The sequence below is a fragment of the Marinimicrobium sp. UBA4509 genome (genome assembly GCF_002388575.1).
Taxonomy (GTDB): Bacteria; Pseudomonadota; Gammaproteobacteria; order Pseudomonadales; family Cellvibrionaceae; genus Marinimicrobium; species Marinimicrobium koreense.
This window is the reverse complement of sequence record NZ_DGMV01000062.1, coordinates 14,234-35,633: the sequence shown is the minus strand read 5'-3', so window position 1 is coordinate 35,633 and position 21,400 is coordinate 14,234. Positions and strand designations below refer to the sequence as shown.

General features: G+C 60.5%; 16 protein-coding genes. 13 read left to right on the top strand and 3 right to left on the bottom strand.

What is annotated here, in order from left to right; genetic code table 11:
- From B3520_RS12230 to B3520_RS12220, 3 genes are all read left to right on the top strand, one after another.
- Positions 1-2,380 (top strand): glycosyl hydrolase (locus tag B3520_RS12230; RefSeq protein ID WP_286876160.1); only part of this gene is annotated, 2,380 nt, incomplete at its 5' end.
- Between the two features lie 125 nt (positions 2,381-2,505).
- Complete coding sequence (locus tag B3520_RS12225) at positions 2,506-2,847, top strand: 4a-hydroxytetrahydrobiopterin dehydratase (protein WP_286806003.1); 342 nt, start codon at positions 2,506-2,508, stop codon at positions 2,845-2,847.
- A 214-nt stretch (positions 2,848-3,061) separates the two neighbouring features.
- Positions 3,062-3,919, top strand: a complete 858-nt coding sequence (locus B3520_RS12220) for a hypothetical protein (RefSeq protein WP_024459468.1) — start codon at positions 3,062-3,064, stop codon at positions 3,917-3,919.
- 75 nt (positions 3,920-3,994) lie between these two features.
- Here B3520_RS12220 and B3520_RS12215 read toward each other — a convergent pair whose 3' ends face one another.
- Complete coding sequence (locus B3520_RS12215; RefSeq protein ID WP_286876158.1) at positions 3,995-6,571, bottom strand: glycoside hydrolase family 9 protein; 2,577 nt, start codon at positions 6,569-6,571, stop codon at positions 3,995-3,997.
- A gap of 194 nt (positions 6,572-6,765) precedes the next feature.
- On the opposite strand from B3520_RS12215, the gene B3520_RS12210 reads away from it, so the two are divergent.
- Complete coding sequence (locus tag B3520_RS12210; RefSeq protein ID WP_286806000.1) at positions 6,766-9,411, top strand: putative bifunctional diguanylate cyclase/phosphodiesterase; 2,646 nt, start codon at positions 6,766-6,768, stop codon at positions 9,409-9,411.
- Between the two features lie 8 nt (positions 9,412-9,419).
- Here B3520_RS12210 and can read toward each other — a convergent pair whose 3' ends face one another.
- Positions 9,420-10,049: a carbonate dehydratase gene (gene can / locus B3520_RS12205; protein WP_123636796.1), complete on the bottom strand. Its 630-nt coding sequence runs from the start codon at positions 10,047-10,049 to the stop codon at positions 9,420-9,422.
- 101 nt (positions 10,050-10,150) lie between these two features.
- On the opposite strand from can, the gene sbcB reads away from it, so the two are divergent.
- Complete coding sequence (gene sbcB / locus B3520_RS12200; protein ID WP_286805997.1) at positions 10,151-11,611, top strand: exodeoxyribonuclease I; 1,461 nt, start codon at positions 10,151-10,153, stop codon at positions 11,609-11,611.
- Here the strand turns inward: sbcB and B3520_RS12195 are convergent.
- Positions 11,608-12,156 carry a YaeQ family protein gene (locus B3520_RS12195; RefSeq protein WP_024459472.1) on the bottom strand — a complete coding sequence of 183 codons (549 nt, stop codon included), beginning with the start codon at positions 12,154-12,156 and terminating at the stop codon, positions 11,608-11,610. The genes sbcB and B3520_RS12195 overlap by 4 nt on opposite strands.
- Positions 12,157-12,339: 183 nt before the next feature.
- On the opposite strand from B3520_RS12195, the gene B3520_RS12190 reads away from it, so the two are divergent.
- The 8 genes from B3520_RS12190 to B3520_RS12155 form a co-directional block, all read left to right on the top strand.
- On the top strand, positions 12,340-13,560 hold the full coding sequence (locus B3520_RS12190; RefSeq protein ID WP_024459473.1) for an argininosuccinate synthase: 1,221 nt from the start codon (positions 12,340-12,342) through the stop codon (positions 13,558-13,560).
- A gap of 229 nt (positions 13,561-13,789) precedes the next feature.
- Positions 13,790-15,241, top strand: coding sequence for a cytochrome-c oxidase, cbb3-type subunit I (gene ccoN / locus B3520_RS12185; protein ID WP_123636798.1), 1,452 nt, complete (start codon positions 13,790-13,792; stop codon positions 15,239-15,241).
- Positions 15,242-15,252: 11 nt separating this feature from the next.
- A complete protein-coding gene (gene ccoO / locus B3520_RS12180) occupies positions 15,253-15,864 on the top strand; it encodes a cytochrome-c oxidase, cbb3-type subunit II (RefSeq protein ID WP_024459475.1) in 612 nt (203 codons plus the stop codon).
- A 3-nt stretch (positions 15,865-15,867) separates the two neighbouring features.
- Positions 15,868-16,098 (top strand): CcoQ/FixQ family Cbb3-type cytochrome c oxidase assembly chaperone, encoded by a 231-nt coding sequence (locus B3520_RS12175; protein ID WP_024459476.1) that lies wholly within the window; start codon positions 15,868-15,870, stop codon positions 16,096-16,098.
- 2 nt (positions 16,099-16,100) lie between these two features.
- Positions 16,101-17,009: a cytochrome-c oxidase, cbb3-type subunit III gene (ccoP, locus tag B3520_RS12170; protein WP_286876156.1), complete on the top strand. Its 909-nt coding sequence runs from the start codon at positions 16,101-16,103 to the stop codon at positions 17,007-17,009.
- Positions 16,993-18,411, top strand: coding sequence for a cytochrome c oxidase accessory protein CcoG (gene ccoG, locus B3520_RS12165; RefSeq protein WP_286805992.1), 1,419 nt, complete (start codon positions 16,993-16,995; stop codon positions 18,409-18,411). The genes ccoP and ccoG overlap by 17 nt, the downstream gene beginning before the upstream one ends.
- A 26-nt stretch (positions 18,412-18,437) precedes the next feature.
- The gene (locus B3520_RS12160) at positions 18,438-18,971 is read left to right on the top strand and encodes a FixH family protein (RefSeq protein WP_286805989.1); all 534 of its coding nucleotides are present in this window, start codon (positions 18,438-18,440) and stop codon (positions 18,969-18,971) included.
- Between the two features lie 30 nt (positions 18,972-19,001).
- Positions 19,002-21,400, top strand: a 2,399-nt coding sequence (locus B3520_RS12155) for a heavy metal translocating P-type ATPase (protein ID WP_286876154.1), incomplete at its 3' end; no start/stop codon positions are given.

The window sequence follows — 21,400 nt, the reverse complement described above, 5'->3', positions numbered from 1 at the left end:
TACCTATTACACCGGGAAGCGACTCGGCAAGCTGGCTACCCTGGTGCCGCTGGCTCGACAGTCCGGTAACACCGACGCCGGGGAGCAGTTTCTCGATGAGCTCAAGTGGCGTCTGGAAGGCTGGCTGAAGGCGGATGTGATTGATGATCTGGAACCCTCGCCGTTTGCCAAAAACCTGTTTTACTACAATGACCACTGGGGAACGATGTTGGGTATCGATGCCAGCTTTGGAAGCATCGACCAGCTTAACGACCATCATTTTCATTACGGCTATTTTGTGCGAGCGGCGGCCGAGATTGCCCGCGTTGAACCCGAGTGGGCTTCGCCGGCGCAGTTTGGTGGCATGGTTGAATTGCTGATTCGGGATTACGCCAATTGGGAACGACCGGGACAATCCTCGACGCCGGAGGGGGCGATGTTTCCCTTTCTCCGCAACTTCGATATCTATGCGGGCCACTCCTGGGCGTCCGGGCACTCGCGCTTCGGTGCGGGGAATAACAACGAGTCCTCCTCCGAGGCGATGAACGCCTGGACGGCCATGATTCTCTGGGGTGAGTTGACCGGCAACACCGCCATGCGGGATGCGGGCATTTATCTGTACACCACGGAAAAAACCGCCATTCAGGAATACTGGAACGACGTGTATGAAGAAAACCTGCACGAGGATTTTACCAAGCCCATGGCGTCACTCATCTGGGGCGGTAAAACCGATTATGCCACCTGGTTCAGTGCCCGCCCCGAGGCCATGCACGGCATCATCTTGCTGCCGATTCAGTCCGGCTCGCTCTATCTTGGGGAATACCCCGACAACGTAAAGGCGAATTACGAGTTCCTGGAAAACAGTGTGGACCAGTTTGTCCAGTGGGATGCCATTTTCTATGCCTTTCAGGCCGCTTACGACCCCGATGGGGCGCTGGCCAACTTCAACGCAAACGAGGGCCTTATGGCGTCATCGGTCAGTGGCCCCGCGGCGCGCACCGAAGTGGGCAACTCCCTGGCCAACACCTTTTCCTGGATCAAAACGTTTGACCAGTATGGCCGTATCGACCGGGGCGTGTATTCAACCAACCATCCCACCGTCGCGGTGTTCAATGATGGCGATCTCAGAACCTATGTGGTCTATAACGCGGATCTGAGCAATGCCAAGGACGTTATGTTTAATGACGGTGTTGTGGTGCCGGTAGGGCCTGGTGAATTGGTTGTGCAGCAGGCCGTGATACCGGACTCCAATGTGCCAGAGGCGCCCGAACTCAACCGTGTTGCCGCTGAGAACTCGGCGTTGCGGGTGAATTTTTCACCGGTCGATGGCGCGACTGAATATCAGGTGGCTTACGGTGAAGTGGGGCAGCCGCACACGGCGATCATGGCGGCGGGCGATGCGACCGATTACGCCTTGACCAACCTGCAAAACGGAACCGAATACTACATTCAGATCAGAGCGACCAATCACTTTGGTGACGGTGCCTGGTCCGAAGCGCAGTATGCCACTCCGGGCTCCGGGGGTTCTGGTAGCAGCCAGTCGTCTTCCAGTTCTGACAGCTCATCCAGTGATTCCAGTTCGTCTAGTAGCCACTCTCAGAGCAGCTCCTCGTCCAGTCACTCCCAAAGCTCGTCGAGCAGCACGTCGTCCTCGGCCAGGTCCTCCGACGCCAGTAGCTCGACGCCACCAATGCCCGAGACTGGCGAGATCCAGATTACCTCCCTGAGCGACGGAGCGGTGCGGTTCAGCCTGCGCCTGGATGAAGAGAAAAATCAGGTTCATCTGTTTACCCGCCGTAACGGTCTTCAGGATTATGTGGTGATCGATCTGCACGCCCAGGCTGGCGGCGTAGCGGATAACGGTGATGGCACTTTCACTTATTCAGCGATTCGCGACGGCGCCTATTCGATCGGTGATCAGGTGGAGGCCCGGTTCTACACCTATACGCCCGACAGTGGCCAGGTGTTTTATCCCGGGCCGACGGACAATGTCTGGGCGTTGGCCAGCTACGAGCCGGGCGCTGCTTCATCCAGCAGCTCGTCAAGCAGTGCGTCGGATGTCTCATCATCGAGCAGCCCCTCATCGTCCTCCAGCTCGTCGTCGGTGGCCTACTCGGACGAAGCGGTCCTGCCCAACGGGGCGCCTGTCGAGTACACCACAAGCGCCCGGTATGAAGGCGGCGATGTGATCATTACCTTCACGACCGAGGAAGCGTTGAATTGGGCCTGGTGCTTTACGCCGGGCTGGAATGAGATGACCGCTGTGGACGATGGCCATTACGAGGTCCGGATCCCCGATCAAACCCCCGGAACGACGCTGACCTACTACTTTACCGTCAGCACTGCGACTCGCGGCGAGGGCAATAACAACAATGAGCCCCACCGCTTTGTGATTGAGTGATGGGGCGGGCGGGACTGCGTCCGGTCCTGGTCAGGGAGGGTGTTTGACGGTCCCGCCGGCGGTGCGCTACTGTCTTGACAGGTGGTGGCCACCGCCCACGCATTTCTGACCTTTAAGGAGGCGCTATGAGCACGTTAGCCAACCAGACCTGTGAGGCCTGCCGGGCCGATGCCCCCCGGTTATCCGACGCGCAGATTGCGGAGTTACAACCTGAGGCGCCAGAGTGGGAGTCGCTTGAAGTGGATGGCGAAAAACGCCTCAGGCGAGTGTTCAAGTTCAAGGACTTTGCCGAGGCCCTGGCGTTTACCCAGCGCGTCGGTGACCTGGCGGAAGAGGCCGATCACCACCCGGCGCTGTTGACCGAGTGGGGTAAGGTGACCGTTGACTGGTGGACCCACAAGATCGGTGGTCTGCACCACAATGACTTCATCATGGCGGCCAAGACAGACCGGGTCTATTCCTCCTAGACGGTCCTCTTAGCGGGTCCTCCTGGCGGGGCATTGCCTCACTCCCGGAGGGCCGATGATCTGAAATACCCTTCGCGCTGACTCCCTCAGTCCTGCCTTGCACCCTGGTGGTGCACGGCACGGCCTTCATGTTGTAATATGTGCCAGGTTGCCGGTCCCTGAGGCCGGTCTGTTTCATCATGGAGACCTTTGGAGGTCGGCTATGTGGCGAGTTATGGTTCCTGTAATCGGAGTCCTGGCTCTGTGGGCGGGCCTGGTGGCACCGTTGCAGGCTCGGGAGGTGCTGCATATGGTTTCCCGGGGCGATCACAACGCCCATTATACCGAAACCATGATCCGCCTGGCCCTGGACAAAGCCGGCTATGCCTATACCCTGGAAATCCACCCTGGCAACCTGACCGCCGCCCGGCAACAGCGGGATACCCGGGAAGGGCGCATCGACATCATGTGGTCGGCGACCTCCCGTGAGCTGGAAGAAACCTTGCTGCCGGTGCGTATTCCACTTTACAAGGGACTGATCGGGCACCGGATATTCATCACTCACCCTGAGCATATCGAACAGCTGAAAGCGGTGGAAAGCCTCGAGCAGTTGCGAGCCTTCAGTTACGGGCAGGGAGTGGGCTGGCCGGATTCCCGGATTCTGAAAGACAATGGGTTCGATGTGCGCGAGGAAAGCTTTGATCGGCTGATAAAAATGGTGCACGCCAAACGCTTTCAGCTATTCCCTCGTGGAGTGCACGAGCCGTGGAGTGAGGTGAGCAACCGGCCGGAACTCGAGCTGAGCATCGACGCGCACATTATGCTGGTCTACCCCATGCCGTTTTACCTGTTTGTTACCCCCGAGCACCCCGAGTTGGCCCAGGCACTTGAACGGGGTTTGATGCGCGCCGTTGAAGATGGCAGTTTTGATCAACTGTTTCGAAGCAGTCCCATGGTGCAGTCGGTTATCAATCGGGCGGGGATTGCCCAGCGTAAGGTTTTCTACCTGGAGAACCGCGCGTTGACTGAGCAGACGCCGCTGAGTGACCCACGCCTGTGGTTGTCTCTGGAAGAGCTGGTGCCGTCGTCCTGATCGACGCTGCGGGCCGATACGGAAAACGCCGCGCAAGCGCGGCGTCCAGTGGTCGGCTTGAGACGCAGGGCCCGGTCAGTCGGTCGTCTCAGCGTTGAGCAGCCGGTCGGCGGCCAGCGCGAGGAACATGAAGTTGCTGGCTCCGCCACCCAGTACATACTCCGATTGTTGCCAAAGGTAGGGAAACTCCTTCAACTCGGGAAAGTCCGGCTGGATCAGGGCCGTCCCCACAATCACACCGCCAGGAATATAGCTGTAATCCATGCGGTTCAGACCGTAGGCGGCGCGCTTGGACTTGGCGCCCACCCCGGTGGCGTAGGACTGGGCATTGGCCCCGGGGTTGGTGCCCAGCACGTAGTGCAGAATGTTCAGCAGATACTCCTTACCGAACGCCTCGGGGAAAGCCTTGTGTAAAAAGTACTGGGCAACGCCTTCGTGCTGCAATGTCCAGCCCCGGCCCCACAGCTGCATTTCAAAATCCAGTCCGTAGGGCGTGGCGTTCATTTTCTGTTGCAGCTCCCGATCGTACTCGGCGGCGGCGTTGCGCATGGCGTCGGTCAGGGCCGGGTCGTCCAGCTCGTGAACCCCCCGGGCCACGGCCCAGCCGATCTGGCGGAACTGATCCAGAATATGATCGCGCTGATTCAGCAGGAACGAGCGGTACTCGGCTTTCCCCGTGGTGCGGAACAACTCGACGGCGGCTCGGATCTGCTCGTTGCGCTCAGTGGTGCTCTCCACGGCCCGCTCAACCCGCCACAAAGCTTCGGCCGCCGCCAGAGTACGCTCGGCCAGGTCATCGTCATAGCCGCGCATGGGGCCGACACTGGCGGCAATGTTGGCGATGGCATCGAACTCCCGGGCGGGGTTTTCCTCGGTGAAGACCCACCGATCATCGGGTAGCCCCGAATGGGTAGCGGTGCGCTCCTGCCGGCCCAGCGTCTTGTCGTAGATCAGGTTGTCGGTCTGACCGGAGAAGTCGCCGCCCATGACGTATTGAGTAAGGGTGGGCACGATAATGCCCCGGTACAGCCGTCCGAGTACTTCGTAACCGCCCACGACGGTCAGCAGGCCGTGCTCAATCTGTTGCAGGATGTCGGGCCGTCCGTCGGGCTCGCGTAGTTCGGTCAGGCGCAGTTCCTGATCAATCAGTGTGTTGTCGTGCTGAATACCAAACTCGTCGTAGGCGGCACTGAGAATAAAGACCTCGCCGGATTGGGACTCGATGCGGAAATCTTCATCCCCCGCGTCATACCAGCCGCCGCGGGTCAGCCCCGGGACATGCTCGCCGGGGGCAAAGTCCGTCAGCGTGCTGCTGCCCTGGACATAGCCGTCAAAGTGGTTGATGTCCGTTGGCGCCATCAGGGCATCGTCCCGGTGGCTGTCGTCATGCCAGAGCTTGTACTTTTCCTTGACCCGCATATGGCCCATCTGCACCGGCAGGAAGTACTCCAGGGTGGGCTGCCAGACGTTCTGGTCATAGACATTGCGGGCGATGCGGAACGGGTGGCTGCGGGTGTCGCCGAGCGCCAACTGATACAGCCCCTCCTCCTGCACCGAGGAAAAGTCGAACTGGTAGTAGCGGTAGCGCAGGAAGTCGCCCCACAGGGTGGGGGCCTGAGAGAAGACCTCCTGAGCGCCACTGGCGTCCAGCTTCAGCAACCGCAAGGGGTCACCCGGTGGCGCGTCCGGATCGGTTTCAATCACCGCCACTTTATTCTGCTCGGGGTGATAACCCACCATGGAGTGCTGGATAACCGGCTCGCGGGCCCAGCCATCCACCACGTTGGGGGTGATTCGCCAGGATACGGCATTGGTGGTGGCGCCCGCCTCGATCGGGCTGCGCAGCGTGAACCAGCCGTTCTGGTGCTGGACCCGGCCATCGAGCAGTTGCAGTTCCCCCTTGAGGCTCTCAATCTGCAGGCGCATCGGGTCGGACTCCGGCGCTACGGTCAGCCTTTGGCCGCTCGCCAGAGGGGCAGGCTGGGCGCGGTGGTGCGCCAGCGGGACCAGGCCGGCCCGCTCACCGTCGGAGACAATTTTCGGTGTGGGCGTCGAGTCGGCCGGCGCGGTCACCCCGTAGGGTTGGCGCGGGAAAATACCCGTGGCGTCGTCCATGATCCAGCTCTTGCCAAACAGGTCGGCGGGGTAGAGTTCCAACTGAAAGCCCACCTTTCCGGCCCACTCCTCGGGAAGCGGCGACTTGAGATCAACCTGAACCAGAAGGTCGTCCCCTTCGGCTCGAACCCGCAGGTCGTACTCCAGGGTCAGGTCCGGGTAGTCGAGCGGATTGAACCCGGTGCGGTGCTGGCGTTCGTCGGGGTACTTCAGTGTCGCCACGATTTCGCCATTTTCCCGGTCCACCGTGCGACTCAGCAGGCGGGGCACCGGAGACCATTGCCCCGGGGTCAACTCCAGGCGCAGGTCGCCATTGGACGCCAGGCGGTTGTCGTGACTGACCAGAATCAGTCCACTTTGTCGGCTCTCGGGCGAGGTGTCCTGGAACACCATAAGGCCGACGCCCTGTTGCTCGAAGTAACCCTGGTCGTTGAGGGCGAAGCCGCTCTGGGACGGTGCCGGGGTGTCTGAGGAATTGCCGCAGCCGCTGAGCGCTGTGCTCAGGGCCAGACCGAATAGAATCTGCCGGGTATGCATGGGACTGGGTCTCCGGTTATTGGAATTATGAATACTTGGGCGTAGTGTAGTTGTCAGTGCGAACATAAGTCAGCTTTGGCGCGCAAGTCAACTTAGGCCTCTCTGTGGCTGGCTCTCAGAGCACTTGTCGCTTGCTAAGTTGGCGTATTTCGCTAATATCCCCGTCACTACCAGCGATGTATCCAGGGGGTTGAGTGAAGTCAGACGTTTCGGCAGAAGAAGTATTCCGGCAGTTGGCTGACAGTCTGGCACTCAACGACTCGCCCGATTTTTTTCTGAATCTTTGTCAGCGTCTGACCGAGCTTCTGGGTGTCGATCACGCTCTGATTGCCGAAGTGTTTCCCGAGCTGGCTCAGGCGCGCACCCTGGCCGTATGGTCCCGGGGGCAGCCCGTCGACAATTTTTCCTACCCTCTGGCGGGCAGCCCCTGTGAGACCGTGGTGGGCTCCAGCGCCTGCCTCTACCCCGCGAGCGTAGGCTCCCACTTTCCCGATGATGAAATGCTGCAGACAATGCGGGTGGAGGGCTATTTCGGGTTTCCCATGACCTCCCAGGACGGATCGGCGATGGGGCTGATCGCGCTGCTGAGTGATGCGCCCATGGTGTTGCCCGGTGTGGCCGAGGAAGTGCTGCGTATCGCCGCCGCTCAGGCTGGCGCTGAGCTGGGACGACGCCGCGCCGAGGAGTCGCTGCTGGAGAGCGAACGGCGGCTACACACCTTGATGAATCATCTACCCGGGATGGCCTACCGTTGCCGTAACGACGCCGATTGGACCATGGAGTTTGTCAGCCAGGGCGCGCGTGTACTGACCGGCTATCCACCCGAAGCGTTGATTGAGAGCCAGCAGATCGCTTTTGTGCAACTCATTCATCAGGCCGATCGGGTCAGGGTTAATGAAGAAGTTCAGGCCTGCGTTACCGCAGGCAGGCCGTACCGGGTGGTCTACCGGCTGATCAATGCGCACGGCGAGGTACGCTGGGTGTGGGAGCAGGGGCAGGGGGTGTTCAGCCCCGACCGAAGCGAGGTGTTGCTGGAGGGGTTTATCTCCGATATCACCGAGCAGCATGAATCCGAACGGGTTCAGGAGGCGGTTGTGCAGACGGCGACGGCGATTACCAGTCGTCTCGGCGCGGACTTCTTTCAGCAACTGGTGCTTCACCTGACTCGCGCGCTGGACGCCGACGTGGGGTTTGTCGCTACCCTTCAGGGTGACGATGAGATGGAGACTCTGGCGCGGGTGGTAGCCGGTCAGCCGGTGGAAAATGTTCACTATCGGCTGGAAGGTTCTCATTGTGCGGAAGTGCTGTCCAAAGGCGAGAGTGTCGGCGCGTTCGATCCGCCAATCCGTATTCCCCATCCGAGAGGAGGGCAGCCTGTATTGGCCCGCAGCTATGTAGGGCGGCGCCTGGACAGCGCCAACGGTGAGCCGATTGGCTCCCTGATGGTGATTTATAGTCACTCCACCCCGGATCTGAACCTGGCGACGTCCGTGCTCCGAATTCTGGCGGTGGGGGCGGCCGGGGAGTTGGAACGCCAGACCAATGACCGGCGTATTTATCAGTTGGCTTATGTCGACGGTACCACCGCACTACCCAATCGAATTCACTTCATGGAGCGCCTCGGTAGCGCCCTGCAGCACGCCGAACAATCCGGAGAATCCCTAAGCCTGGTTTTCCTCGACCTGAAACGTTTCAAGGAAATCAATGATGTCCTGGGCCACGATACCGGCGATCAACTGCTGGCCGCGGTAGCCCGTCGGTTGGAACAGGCATGCCGGGTCGATGAGTTTCTGGCGCGCCTGTCCGGTGATGAGTTTGCCCTGCTGGTACCCAATTTGGGCGCCGACGGCTTGCCCGCGGTAATAGAGCGCTGCCACCAGTGCCTGGCCCGCCCGGTCTACGCGGCAGGGCGGGAGTTCTCGCTCGATGTGAATATCGGGGCCGCCTGCTACCCGGTGGATGCAATGACCGCGGCCGATCTGTTCCAATGTGCCAGTGTAGCCATGCATGAGGCCAAGCGCAGTGGTGGCGATGCCTGCATCTTCGATGTGTCGATCGCCGAGGCGCTCAATCGCCGTAGAGCGCTGGCGGAGCGTTTCGCCCGGGCCCTGGTGGAGAACCGGTTGACCCTGCATTATCAGCCCCAGGTCGACCTGGTGACCGGTGCTCTGGTGGGTGCGGAAGTGCTCTGTCGCTGGAAGGATGAGCACTGGGGGTGGGTGAACCCATCGGAGTTCATTCCGCTAGCAGAGGAGCGCGGCCTGATTCAGGAGCTCGGGCATTGGGTGCTCAGTTCGGCGAGTCGCCAGTGGGCCGCCTGGCATTCTCAGGGCTTGCGCTTTCCGGGGCGGTTGTCGGTGAATATCTCGGCGCTTCAGTTTACTGACCTGTCTCTGGCTGAAGAGATCAAAGCGATGGCGGCGCCGGTCCCCCCTGAGGCGATCGGTCTGGAGTTGACCGAAAGCGGGTTTATGCGTGATCCCGAGCTCGCGGTTGAAATCACCGAGCGTTTGCGCCAGGCGGGCTTTGCCTTGTCGATTGATGATTTCGGCACCGGCTACTCGTCGTTGAGTTACTTGCGCCGATTTGCGGCGGATACCCTCAAGATCGACATGTCGTTCGTGTGCGATATGCTCGAGAATCAGAGTGATTACACCATCGTGACCACGATCGTGGCCATGGCGCACAGCCTGGGCATGATGACGGTGGCGGAAGGGGTGGAAACCCGGGCCCAGGCGGACGCCTTGACCCGGCTAGGGTGTGATCGGGCTCAGGGTTTCCTTTACGACCGCCCCTTGGACAGTCAGCGATTCGCCGCGCGCTGGCTGACTCCCGAGTAGGGCACCGGTCAAATCATCCGATAGCGTTCGTCAACCTGTTCGATGCCGGTGATCGGCTTCATCAGGTTGCGCAGAATGCCGTCCTCAATACTGTAAATCCAGCCGTGAACGGTCAGCTCCTGACCGCGTTTCCAGGCGTTCTGTACGATGTTGGTGTGGGTGACGTTGGCCACCTGCTCCATGACATTCAGCTCGCACATCCGGTCCAGGCGCTGGGTGTCGTCGGCGATCTCATCCATCGCGTCCTGATGTTTCAGATACACCTCCCGGATATTGCGCACCCAGTAATCCAGCAACCCGTACTGCTGGTTGGCCAGTGCCGCTTTGACTCCACCGCAGCCGTAATGGCCAGTGACCATAATGTGTTTGACTTTAAGGTATTCGACGGCGAACTGCATGACCGAAAGACAGTTCAGGTCGGTCTGAATGACCAGGTTGGCGACGTTGCGGTGGACAAACAGCTCCCCGGGCATCAAACCGACGATTTCGTTGGCCGGCACCCGGCTGTCCGCGCAGCCGATCCAGAGATATTCCGGTGCCTGTTGCTTGGACAGGGTGGCAAAAAACTGCGGGTCTTCCGCCTTGATCTGGTCTGCCCAGGCACGGTTGTTCTGGAAAAGTTCTTCGAGTTCGGGCATGCAGCCTCCTTTACCGTCGTTCGGCGGATTATAGCAGCCGGTAGGCCTGAACGGAGCCGGGTGGTAAAGTGTCGACACATTCTGGTGTGAGGAGCGCGGCGGTGAGTGAGTCCAAAACCCTGTATTGGCACGATTATGAAACCTGGGGTGAGGTTCCCGCCCAAGATCGTCCCAGCCAGTTTGCCGGCGTTCGCACCGATGAAAACCTGAACATCATCGGCGACCCCCTGATGCTCTACTGCCGACCAGTGGTCGACTGTCTACCCAAACCGGAAGCCTGCCTGGTCACCGGCATTACACCGCAAATGGCGCTGGAGAAAGGCGTCGCCGAACCGGAGTTTATTGCCACCATCATGGCGGAGCTGGGCCAGCCTGGCACCTGTGGCGTGGGGTATAATTCGATCCGTTTTGATGATGAGGTAACCCGCTATACCCTGTACCGCAATTTCTACGACCCTTATGAGCGCGAGTGGCGCAATGGTAATTCGCGCTGGGACCTGATTGATGTAGTGCGCATGACCCGGGCACTGCGGCCCGAGGGTATCCAGTGGCCGGATTACGACAACGGTAAACCCTGCTTCAAACTGGAGAAGTTGACCGAGGCCAACGGCCTGGATCACGCCGCCGCGCACGATGCACTCTCAGATGTGTACGCCACCATCGCCATGGCCCGCCTGGTTCGGGATCGGCAGCCAAAATTGTATGAGCACGCCTATCGCCTGCGGGACAAACGGTTTGCCGCCGGGTTTATTGATATTGATGGTCATCGCCCGCTGTTGCACATTTCCGGCATGTACCCGGCCGAACGCGGTAACGCGGCGCTGGTACTACCGTTGGCGCTGCATCCGGCGAACAAGAACAGCGTGCTCGTGTTCGATCTGTCGGAATCGCCCGAGGATCTGCTGTCGGCCTCGGAGGACTCCCTACGTGAGCGCCTGTTTACCCGCTCAGAGGACCTGCCGGAAGGCACGCGGCGGCCAGCGCTCAAAGAAGTGCACCTGAACAAGACGCCGATGATCGCCCCGGCCAACACCCTGGATGAGCGCACCGCTCGGCGCCTGGGTATCGACAAGGCCCAGGCGGAAGTTCATTGGCGGCAACTGGCCGACCTGACCCTCAGTGAGCAGCAACGGCTTCGGGCCAAGTTGCAGAGCATCTATCGGGCGCCGGGCTTCGAGCCGCGCACCGATCCCGATCAGCAGCTATACGACGGCTTTTTTGATGACCATGACAAGAAGCTGATGACCGAGCTGCGCCGTGCTCAGCCCGAGGCGCTCGCGGCCAATGTGTTTGATTTTCATGACCAGCGCCTGCCGGAGCTGCTGTTCCGCTACCGGGGGCGGCATTTTCCGGACAGCCTCTCCGACGAAGAGCGTCGACAGTGGCGCGACTTCTGCTATCGGCGGCTGACCGATCCGGCCGCGGGTGCCGGGCTGACCTGGGACCAGTTACTGGCGAGACTTGGGGCGCTGCGCGCCGAAGGCGTGAGTGCAGAGCAGGAGCGGGTCCTGGTCGCGCTGGAGCATTACGCGCGCGGACAGCTCGACGCGATGGGCTCTTAGTCAATCTCCTTGAGCCACTCAAGGTGCACCCCGACGCTGTCTTTGTCGCTGGACACCCAGACATCCTGTTCACTGATGTTGAACTGCAGAACCATGCCGCGCTCCACCATGCCAGCGAGCTGCTGCAGCGCCTCATCTGGCAGGGCCCTGACACTGAGGTTGCGATAGCGTGCCAGGGCCCGCTCCTGTTGCTGCCACCAGACCCGGACGCTGTTCTCGCCGTAGGCGAACACCTGCACCTGTCTGGCGCGATTGCAGGCTTTACGAAGCCACTTCTCATCCGGAGTGCCAAAGGCCACCCACAGTTCGATGTCGCCCACCAGGTTCCGGCGGGACAGCTCCGGCTCTTCGTCCTCTGAGCTCAGACTGCTCGAAAAGGTCAGGTCATCGGAGGCATTGAGGGCAAAGGCCAGCAGCCGCACCATCAGGCGCTGGTCGTTTTCCGACGGGTGCCGGGCCAGGGTCAGGGCATGACTCTGGTAGTAGTGCCGGTTCATGTCGGCTATCTCAAGGCGTGCCTTGATCACGGTTGCATTGGTGGCCATGGGTCTCTCGCTGTCCGGACGCGGGGTTGGGAGAAGTGTACACGCTTCCCCGGTCAAATGCGGCGAATTCGCCCCCAGGGCTATGGGATTTCAAGGCAATCGCGGGTACAATGTGCGCCGCTTTGAGGCCGTCCCCAGGGCGTGAAACCTCCATGAAGTACTGATTCTCAGCGGGAGCACTCTATGTCATCCATCAAGAAAGTGGTTTTGGCCTACTCCGGTGGCCTGGACACCTCGGTCATCGTCAAGTGGCTGCAGGAAACCTACAACTGTGAAGTGGTGACCTTCACCGCCGATATCGGCCAGGGTGAAGAAGTGGAGCCCGCGCGGGCCAAGGCCCAGGCGCTGGGTGTGAAGGAAATCTACATCGACGATCTGCGCGAGGAATACGTGCGCGACTTCGTCTTCCCGATGTTCCGCGCCAACGCCATTTACGAGGGCGAGTACCTGCTGGGTACCTCCATTGCCCGGCCGCTGATCTCCAAGCGCCTGATCGAAATCGCCAATGAGACCGGTGCCGATGCCATCTCCCACGGCGCCACCGGTAAGGGCAACGACCAGGTGCGCTTCGAGCTGGGCGCCTACGCCCTCAAGCCCGGCGTCAAGGTCATTGCGCCTTGGCGCGAGTGGGACCTGAACTCCCGCGACAAGCTGATGGCGTACTGCGAAGAGCACAACATCCCCGTGGATTTCTCCAAGGGCAAGAAAAAGTCGCCCTATTCCATGGACGCCAACCTGCTGCACATCTCCTACGAGGGCGGCGTATTGGAAGACCCCTGGACCGAAGCCGAGGAAGATATGTGGCGCTGGAGCGTCTCTCCGGAAGCGGCCCCGGATCAGCCCACCTATATTGATCTGACTTACGAAAAAGGCGATATTGTGGCCATTGACGGAGAGCGCCTGTCGCCCGCCACCGTGCTGGAGCGCCTGAACAAGGTGGCCGGTGACAACGGCATCGGTCGTCTGGATATCGTAGAGAACCGCTACGTGGGCATGAAGTCCCGCGGCTGCTACGAAACCCCCGGCGGTACCGTGATGATGAAGGCGCATCGGGCGATCGAGTCCATCACCCTGGACCGCGAAGTGGCCCACCTGAAGGACGAGCTGATGCCCAAGTACGCCGAGCTGATCTATAACGGCTACTGGTGGAGCCCGGAGCGTCAGATGCTGCAGACTGCCATCGATCAGACGCAGGAGCACGTTAACGGTGACGTGCGTCTGAAATTGTACAAAGGGGGCGTACACGTTGTGGGCCGTCGTTCGGCGGAAAGCCTGTTCGACGAGAAAGTCGCCACGTTTGAGGACGATGCCGGCGCCTACGACCAGAAAGATGCGGAAGGCTTCATCAAACTGAATGCTCTGCGCATGCGTATTGCCGCCAATAAAGGCCGCAAACTGCGTTAATACCCGGGGCGAGCGCCCCGGCTTCGCCCCGCTCCGCGGGGCAACCCACCACTAATAACAATTCCACAACGACTGACGAACCGCGTTTTTTTGACTAAGGTCAAGAAGGCTGGCTGCGCTTTGCGCGACAATGCCCGCGCCAGACGCCTGCCCGAGTTGTCGGCTCGGTGCTCGTGTGCGTATACGCTGGGTGGAATAACAATTTGATCTGCAATAATGGGAAAGACCTATGAGTAGTAATCTGACAGCGGCCGGGGATCATCCGGTGTACGACTATAAGGTCGTGCGTCAGTTCTCCATCATGACGATTGTCTGGGGCATTGTCGGTATGGGGGTTGGCGTGTTGATCGCGGCGCAATTGGTGTGGCCGGCACTGAATGATCTGGTGCAGCCGTTCACCCACTTCGGCCGGCTGCGGCCCCTGCACACCAACGCGGTGATTTTCGCGTTTGGCGGCTGTGCCTTGATGGCCACCTCCTACTACGTGGTTCAGCGGACCTGTCAGGCGCCGCTGTTTGGCGGTTGGCTGGTGCCGTTCACCTTCTGGGGGTGGCAAGCGGTCATCGTTCTGGCCGCCATCACTCTGCCCATGGGACTGACCAGTTCCAAGGAGTATGCCGAGCTGGAGTGGCCGATTGATATCCTGATCGCGGTGGTCTGGATCAGCTACGCCATCGTGTTTTTCGGCACCATTGCCAAGCGCAAAACCTCCCACATCTATGTGGCCAACTGGTTCTATGGTGGCTTCATTCTCACCGTTGCGGTACTGCATGTGGTCAATAGCGCGGCCATTCCGGTGGCCTGGTTCAAGTCATACTCGGCCTATGCCGGTGCCGCCGATGCCATGATTCAGTGGTGGTATGGTCACAACGCGGTGGGCTTTTTCTTGACCGCAGGCTTCCTGGGCATGATGTACTACTTCGTACCCAAGCAGGCGAATCGTCCGGTGTACTCCTACCAGTTGTCCATTGTTCACTTCTGGGCGCTGATCTCGGTCTACATCTGGGCTGGTTCCCACCACCTGCACTATTCCGCGCTGCCGGACTGGGCCCAGAGTCTGGGCATGGTGATGTCCCTGATCCTGCTGGCGCCGAGCTGGGGCGGAATGATCAACGGTATCATGACGCTCTCCGGTGCCTGGCATAAGCTGCGCACTGACCCGACCCTGCGTTTCCTGGTGGTGTCACTGTCCTTCTACGGCATGTCCACTTTTGAAGGACCGATGATGTCCATCAAAACCGTGAACGCCCTGTCCCACAATACCGACTGGACCATTGGCCATGTGCACTCTGGTGCCCTGGGCTGGGTTGCGATGATTTCCATTGGTGCCATTTATCACCTGCTGCCGATCCTGTTTGGCAAAAAGGAAATGTACAGCGTCAAGTGGATCAATATCCACTTCTGGTTGGCGACCATCGGCACGGTCCTGTACATCGCCTCCATGTGGGTCAACGGCATCATGCAGGGGCTTATGTGGCGCGCCTTCAACGCCGATGGCACCTTGACGTACAGTTTTATTGAATCGGTGATCGCCAGCTACCCGGGTTACTTCGTACGCTTTGTGGGCGGTGCCATTTTCCTGTCAGGTATGGTGTTGATGGCCTTCAACGCCTGGCGCACTGCCGCGAGCTCGACCTCTGTGGCGGGTGAAGACAACTTGACTCAGCCTCAAGCGGTTTAAGGGAGCGGTCCATGAAATATCATGATGTAGTTGAAAAAAATATTGGCTTAATGACCGTGCTGATGGTTGTTGCCATCAGTTTCGGTGGTCTGGTTCAGATCGTTCCGCAATTCTTCCTCAAGGAAACCACCGAGCCGGTGGCCGGGCTGAAGCCCTTGGCCCCGCTGGAGCTTGAAGGGCGGGATATTTATATTCGCGAAGGCTGCCACGTCTGTCATACCCAGATGGTTCGTCCCCTGCGCGCGGAGGTAGAGCGCTACGGGCACTACTCGGTGGCCGGCGAACACGTTTACGAACACCCCTTCCTGTGGGGCTCCAAGCGCACCGGGCCGGATCTGGCGCGAGTGGGTGGTCGGTACTCCGACGACTGGCACAAAGCCCATTTGTACAACCCGCGCACCGTGGTGCCTGAGTCCAACATGCCCGCTTTTCCGTGGCTCTATGACAACAAGCTGACCGGCGAGCACACCGAAGCGAAAATGCGCGGTTTGCGCAAAGTGGGTGTGCCTTATACCGACGAGGATATCGAAGGTGCGGGTGAAGAGGTCAAGGGCGTAACGGAAATGGATGCCCTGGTCGCCTACCTGCAGCAGTTGGGCACTTTGCTGACCGAGAAGCGGTGATTTATGGATCAGGGTACTTTGGGCGCAATATCAACGGTTCTGGTCACCATCGCTTTCATCGGCATCTGCTGGTGGGCTTTTTCGCCCCGTCGGAAAAAGCGCTTTGATGACGCGGCCAATTTGCCCTTTGCCGATGAAGACCAGAACAAACAAGCTTCGGAGTCGCCCGACTCCGAGGAACAGAATGAACAGGCGGATCATCACGCCGGTGATGAGACTGACAGGCGGAACTGATTATGAGTACATTTTGGAGCCTTTGGATTATTGTCCTCACCCTCACCAACCTGGCGCTGCTACTGTGGGTACTGCTCGCCAACCGGAAGGTCGCGGTACGGGATGATGAAGACCCGGAAAACCGCACCACCGGGCATGTGTATGATGGCATTGAGGAATACGACAACCCGCTGCCGCGTTGGTGGTTCAAGATGTTTATTGCCACCTTCATTTTCGCGGGCGTATATCTGATTCTGTACCCGGGCCTTGGCAGTTTCCCAGGGGTGCTCGGCTGGACTCAGGAGAAAGAGTTGCGCGGTCACCAGCAGCAGGCACAGGCGCGCTTCTCCGAGCAGTTTGGTGAGTACGCCAAAACCCCTATCAAGGAGCTCGCACGGGATCCTCAGGCCATGAAAATGGGCTTGCGCCTGTTCGCCAATAACTGCGCGGTCTGCCATGGCTCGGACGGTGGCGGCAACTGGGGCTTTCCGAACCTGACCGACGATGCCTGGCAGTGGGGTGGTTCCCCCGAGCGCATCAAACAGACTCTGGTGCAGGGGCGCAAAGCGGCCATGCCCGCGTGGAGCGCGAGCCTGGGTGAGCAGGGTATTGCCGAAGTGACCGAGTATGTTCTGAGCATGGGTGACCGCGAGCACGATGCCGAATTGGTGTCCGCCGGTGAGCAGAAATTCATGCGCAACTGTGCTGCCTGTCACGGAGCCGATGGCACCGGTAATATCAACCTGGGCGCGCCCAACCTGACCGATGATGTCTGGCTGTACGGCGGCGAGCCGAGCGACATCCGCCAGACCCTGCGGGTCGGGCGCAACGGTGTGATGCCCGCCCAGGGCGAGCTGCTCAAAGACGATCGGATTCATATTCTGGCCGCCTACGTCTACAGCCTGTCACTGAACTATGACGAACAAGAGTAAGCAAACGGAGCAGGAACAGGATACAGGGATACGCTATGTAAACCTCTATGAGGCCGACGAAAAGGTGTATATGCGGCGCATTACCGGCTTCTACCAGAAGCTGCGCCGCTACACCGGCATGCCTCTGTTGGCCGCTTACCTGTTGATGCCCTGGCTGGTCATCGACGGCCGCCCCGCCATGCTGTTCGACCTTCCCGAGCGGCGCTTTCACGTTCTGTGGCTCAGCTTTGGGCCTCAGGACGGTATGTTTCTCGCCTGGCTGCTGATTATTGCCGCCTTCATGCTGTTTACCGTCACAGTCCTGGTGGGCCGTGTCTGGTGCGGTTTCACCTGCCCGCAAACGGTCTGGACCCAGATGTTCATCTGGGCCGAGTTTCTGTGCGAGGGCGATCGCAATAAACGTATGAAGCTCGATGCGCAGCCCTGGGGGCCGGAGAAAATGGCTCGCAAAGGCGCCAAGCATGGTATCTGGCTGCTGATTGCCCTGGTGACCGGGCTCACCTTCGTGGGGTACTTTTTACCCATACGGGAATTGTTGGTCGGGCTGGTGGCTATTGATGTCCACCCGGCAGCGGCCTTCTGGGTGTTCTTTTTTACCGCAGCCACCTATATGAACGCCGGCTTTATGCGCGAGCAGGTGTGCAAGTACATGTGCCCCTATGCCCGCTTTCAGTCGGTGATGTACGACAAAGATACCCTGACGGTATTCTACAACTACGTTCGCGGTGAGCCGCGCGGTCCGCGCAAGCCCTCCGATGATCCCGGGGAGAAAGGGCTGGGCGATTGCATTGACTGTTCCTGGTGTGTGCAAGTCTGTCCCGTGGATATCGACATCCGCGACGGTCTGCAGGCCGACTGTATCGACTGTGGTTTGTGCGTGGATGCCTGTAATCAGGTGATGGATCGCATGAATTACCCACGCGGTCTGATCAGTTTCACCACCGAAGATGCCATTGAAAAAGGCCACACCAAAGTGTTCCGGCCCCGGCTCCTGGGTTACGGTGCGGTGTTGCTGGTCATGTTCAGTGTGTTCACCTATGCGCTCAGTGCCCGTCTGCCCGTTGGCCTGGACGTATTACGCGATCGGGGCATGCGGATGTACCGGATCAGTGGTCCCGACGTGGAAAACGTCTACACCCTGAAAATCAACAACAAGGACCGCGACACGCACATCTACGACCTCTCGGTCAGTGGCGACTACCCGTTTGAGCTGGAAGGTTATCGGCCCCTGCCGGTGAGCGAAGGGGAGGTATTGACCTTGCCGGTGCGGGTGGTTGTGCCCAGAGAGGCTCTGGATACCGTGAAAACCTCAGTGACTCTGCGCGTCGAGGCGCGGGAAAACCCGGAAATCTACACCGAACATACCACCACGTTTATTGGCCCGGCGCTGCGCGATCAGTAGTGCCAGCCTCAATGCAAAGGTTGACTATGACCGACAAGACGCCCGTCGCACCCTGGTATCGGCAACCCTGGTTCTGGTTTGTCATGTCGCCGCTGATGGTGGTGATCTGTGTGTCCCTGAGCTTTGTGACCGTGTCGGTGTTTTATGCCGATGACCGGGTAGTGGACAACTACTACAAGCAGGGCCGCACCATCAATCAGAGCTTTGAGCAGGAGGCCCGGGCCCGGGCACTCAATCTTGCCGCTGAGGTGGTGTTCGATCCGGTTACCGGGGAAGTTCTGTTGAGTTTATCGGGTAACGGAGCGCTGCCGGCGGTGCTGCACCTTCTGGTCGGACACCCGGTCAACGCAGATCAGGATCAGCGGGTGCTGCTTCAGAAAGTGCGCGATGGTCACTATCGCGGGGATCTGACCCGGGCGGTCAGCCACCGCCGCTATCTGACGCTGCTGCCGGACCATGATGCCTCTCAGATGCGCTCCGCCGAATGGCTCCTGCGCGGCGAAATCCATTTCGATCAGGGCAACCGGATTGAGCTTCGCCCCACCGATCGCGCACCCTAACGCTTCCTTCGCCTTGCCCGAGTCGACTTCATGAGTGAGCGTCCCTGCTATCATTGCGGCCTGCCGGTCCCTGAAACGGCGGACTTTGCGGTCACCATCAACGGTGAGCGCCAGCCCATGTGCTGCCCCGGCTGTCAGGCGGTGGCCACGGCCATCGTGGATGGCGGGCTGGAACGGTTTTACCAATACCGCTCGGAAGCCAGTGAACGCCCGGATGAAACCGCCGCCGCAGCGGCCGAGTGGCAGCTATACGATACCGAGGCACTGCAGGCGGATTTTGTCGGTGCCGGAGAGGGCAGCGAACGCCGCGCCCAGTTGTTACTGGAGGGCATGACCTGCGCCGCCTGCAGTTGGCTGATCGAAACCCATCTCAAACGCAGCCCCGCCGTCCGGCAGTTGTCCGTCGATGTAACCACCCACCGCTGCACTCTAACCTGGGACGCCGACCAGCAGCCTCTCAGCGAGCTGATGGCCGAACTGGCGCGCATCGGCTACCGCCCCCGACCGGCTACCGACGAGGCGCATCGTGCCCTGGCGCAACAGGAAAACCGCCAGGCCCTGCTGCGCCTGGGAGTGGCCGGGTTCGGCATGATGCAAGCGGGCATGGTGGCGGTGGGCATGTACACCGGCGCCGTTGACGAGTGGAAACTGTTTCTGCGCTGGCTCAGTTTCCTGGTGGCCACGCCGGTGGTCTGGTTTTCGGCGGCGCCGTTTTTTCAGGCCGCCTGGCGCAGTCTCAAGGCCCGGCAGTTGATCATGGATGTACCGGTGGCACTGGCCATCGGGCTGGCCTATGGTGCCAGCGCCTGGGCCACCATCACCGGGCGAGGGGATGTCTATTTTGAATCCATTGCTATGTTCACGTTTTTCCTGCTGGTGGGGCGCTATCTCGAAATGCGCACCCGGCATCGCAATCGCCTGGCCTATGGCAATCTGGCGCAGCTGATGCCACTCAGCGCCCGGCGGCTTGAGCAGGGTAAAGAGGTCTCGGTGCCGGTCAAAACCCTGTCACTCGGCGACCGGGTACGGGTCAAGAGCGGGGAGACCTTCCCCTGTGACGGGCGGGTGATTCAGGGCCAGAGCGATGTCGTGGAAGCGCTGTTGACCGGTGAGTCCCGGCCGGTACCCAAGGGGCCGGGCGATCGGGTGGTCGGCGGTACCCTGAACGGAGAGAGCGATCTCGAGCTGGAAGTGACGGCCGTCGGAGGCGACACCCAGCTGTCCGCCATCGAGCGCCTGGTGGTACAGGCGGAAGCGGAAAAACCCCGCCAGGTGGCGCTGGCCGATACCGTGGCCCGCTACTTTGTGGGCGCGGTGCTGGTGGTGTTTGCCCTGGTTTGGGGCGCCTGGATGCTGATTCAGCCCGAGCGCGCTTTCTGGGTAGCCCTCTCGGTGTTGGTGGTGACCTGTCCCTGTGCCCTGGCGCTGGCGATGCCCACGGCGCTGACCGCCGCCACCGCCAATTTGCGGCGGCGGGGTTTTCTGATTGCCCGCGGCCATGTGCTGGAAACCCTGGCCAAGGTGGATCGGGTTATTCTGGACAAGACGGGTACCCTGACACTGGGGCAGTTCTCGTTGCAGTCGGTGAAGAATGTATCCCGAGCTAAGGATCATCACCCCGACGAGTACTGGTTGGCCATCGCCGGTGCGCTTGAGGCGCCGGCGCGGCACCCGCTGGCGGTGGCCTTTCGTCCCTGGTTCGACCACTTCCGAGCGCAAGAGACTCGCCAATATACGGCGGCCGGAGTCGAAGGTACGGTTGATGGCGAACGCTATCGCCTGGGCAGTGCCGCGTTTGCCGGGGCCCTGTATCAGGCGACCGAAGCGCCGACGCCACCGGATGATGAGGCACTGTGGTTACTGTTGAGCAACACCCGGGGACCGCTGGTCTGGTTCTCGCTGGAGGACGAGCTGCGCCCTGGCGCCCAGGCACTGATATCGACCCTGCGTGCCCGCGGTCTGGCCCTCGAGCTGCTGAGCGGAGACTCCTCGGGCGCGGTTGCGCGCTTGGCCGACACCCTCGGCATCGACACTTACACCGCCGGGGCCCGCCCGGAGGACAAGTTGCAGCGTCTGCAGGAAGTGCAGGCGCGCGGGGAAAAGGTAGTGATGGTGGGCGATGGTATCAATGATGTGCCGGTGCTCTCCTCCGCGGATGTGTCCGTGGCTATGGCGTCCGCCTCGGATCTCGCCCAGACGAGGGCGGATGCGGTGTTTCTGAATTCCGATCTGGCCGTCCTGGCGGGCATCTTCGAGCTGGCCAAACGCACCCGACAGGTGATCCGGCAGAATCTGCTGCTTTCGCTGGGCTACAATGTGGTGGCCCTGCCTCTGGCCGCCGCCGGCCTGGTGCCACCCTGGCTGGCCGCCATTGGCATGACCAGCAGTTCCCTGGTGGTGGTGTTCAACGCGCTGCGCCTGCACCGGGC

What these genes read in the sequence shown, in the direction of transcription:
- B3520_RS12190 (WP_024459473.1), top strand. Translation starts at nt 12,340, where the DNA reads ATGTCATCCATCAAGAAAGTGGTTTTGGCCTACTCCGGTGGCCTGGAC.
- B3520_RS12215 (WP_286876158.1), bottom strand. Translation starts at nt 6,571, where the DNA reads ATGCATACCCGGCAGATTCTATTCGGTCTGGCCCTGAGCACAGCGCTC.
- ccoN (WP_123636798.1), top strand. Translation starts at nt 13,790, where the DNA reads ATGAGTAGTAATCTGACAGCGGCCGGGGATCATCCGGTGTACGACTAT.
- B3520_RS12195 (WP_024459472.1), bottom strand. Translation starts at nt 12,156, where the DNA reads ATGGCCACCAATGCAACCGTGATCAAGGCACGCCTTGAGATAGCCGAC.
- B3520_RS12225 (WP_286806003.1), top strand. Translation starts at nt 2,506, where the DNA reads ATGAGCACGTTAGCCAACCAGACCTGTGAGGCCTGCCGGGCCGATGCC.
- can (WP_123636796.1), bottom strand. Translation starts at nt 10,049, where the DNA reads ATGCCCGAACTCGAAGAACTTTTCCAGAACAACCGTGCCTGGGCAGAC.
- ccoG (WP_286805992.1), top strand. Translation starts at nt 16,993, where the DNA reads ATGACGAACAAGAGTAAGCAAACGGAGCAGGAACAGGATACAGGGATA.
- ccoP (WP_286876156.1), top strand. Translation starts at nt 16,101, where the DNA reads ATGAGTACATTTTGGAGCCTTTGGATTATTGTCCTCACCCTCACCAAC.
- ccoO (WP_024459475.1), top strand. Translation starts at nt 15,253, where the DNA reads ATGAAATATCATGATGTAGTTGAAAAAAATATTGGCTTAATGACCGTG.
- B3520_RS12160 (WP_286805989.1), top strand. Translation starts at nt 18,438, where the DNA reads ATGACCGACAAGACGCCCGTCGCACCCTGGTATCGGCAACCCTGGTTC.
- B3520_RS12175 (WP_024459476.1), top strand. Translation starts at nt 15,868, where the DNA reads ATGGATCAGGGTACTTTGGGCGCAATATCAACGGTTCTGGTCACCATC.
- B3520_RS12220 (WP_024459468.1), top strand. Translation starts at nt 3,062, where the DNA reads ATGGTTCCTGTAATCGGAGTCCTGGCTCTGTGGGCGGGCCTGGTGGCA.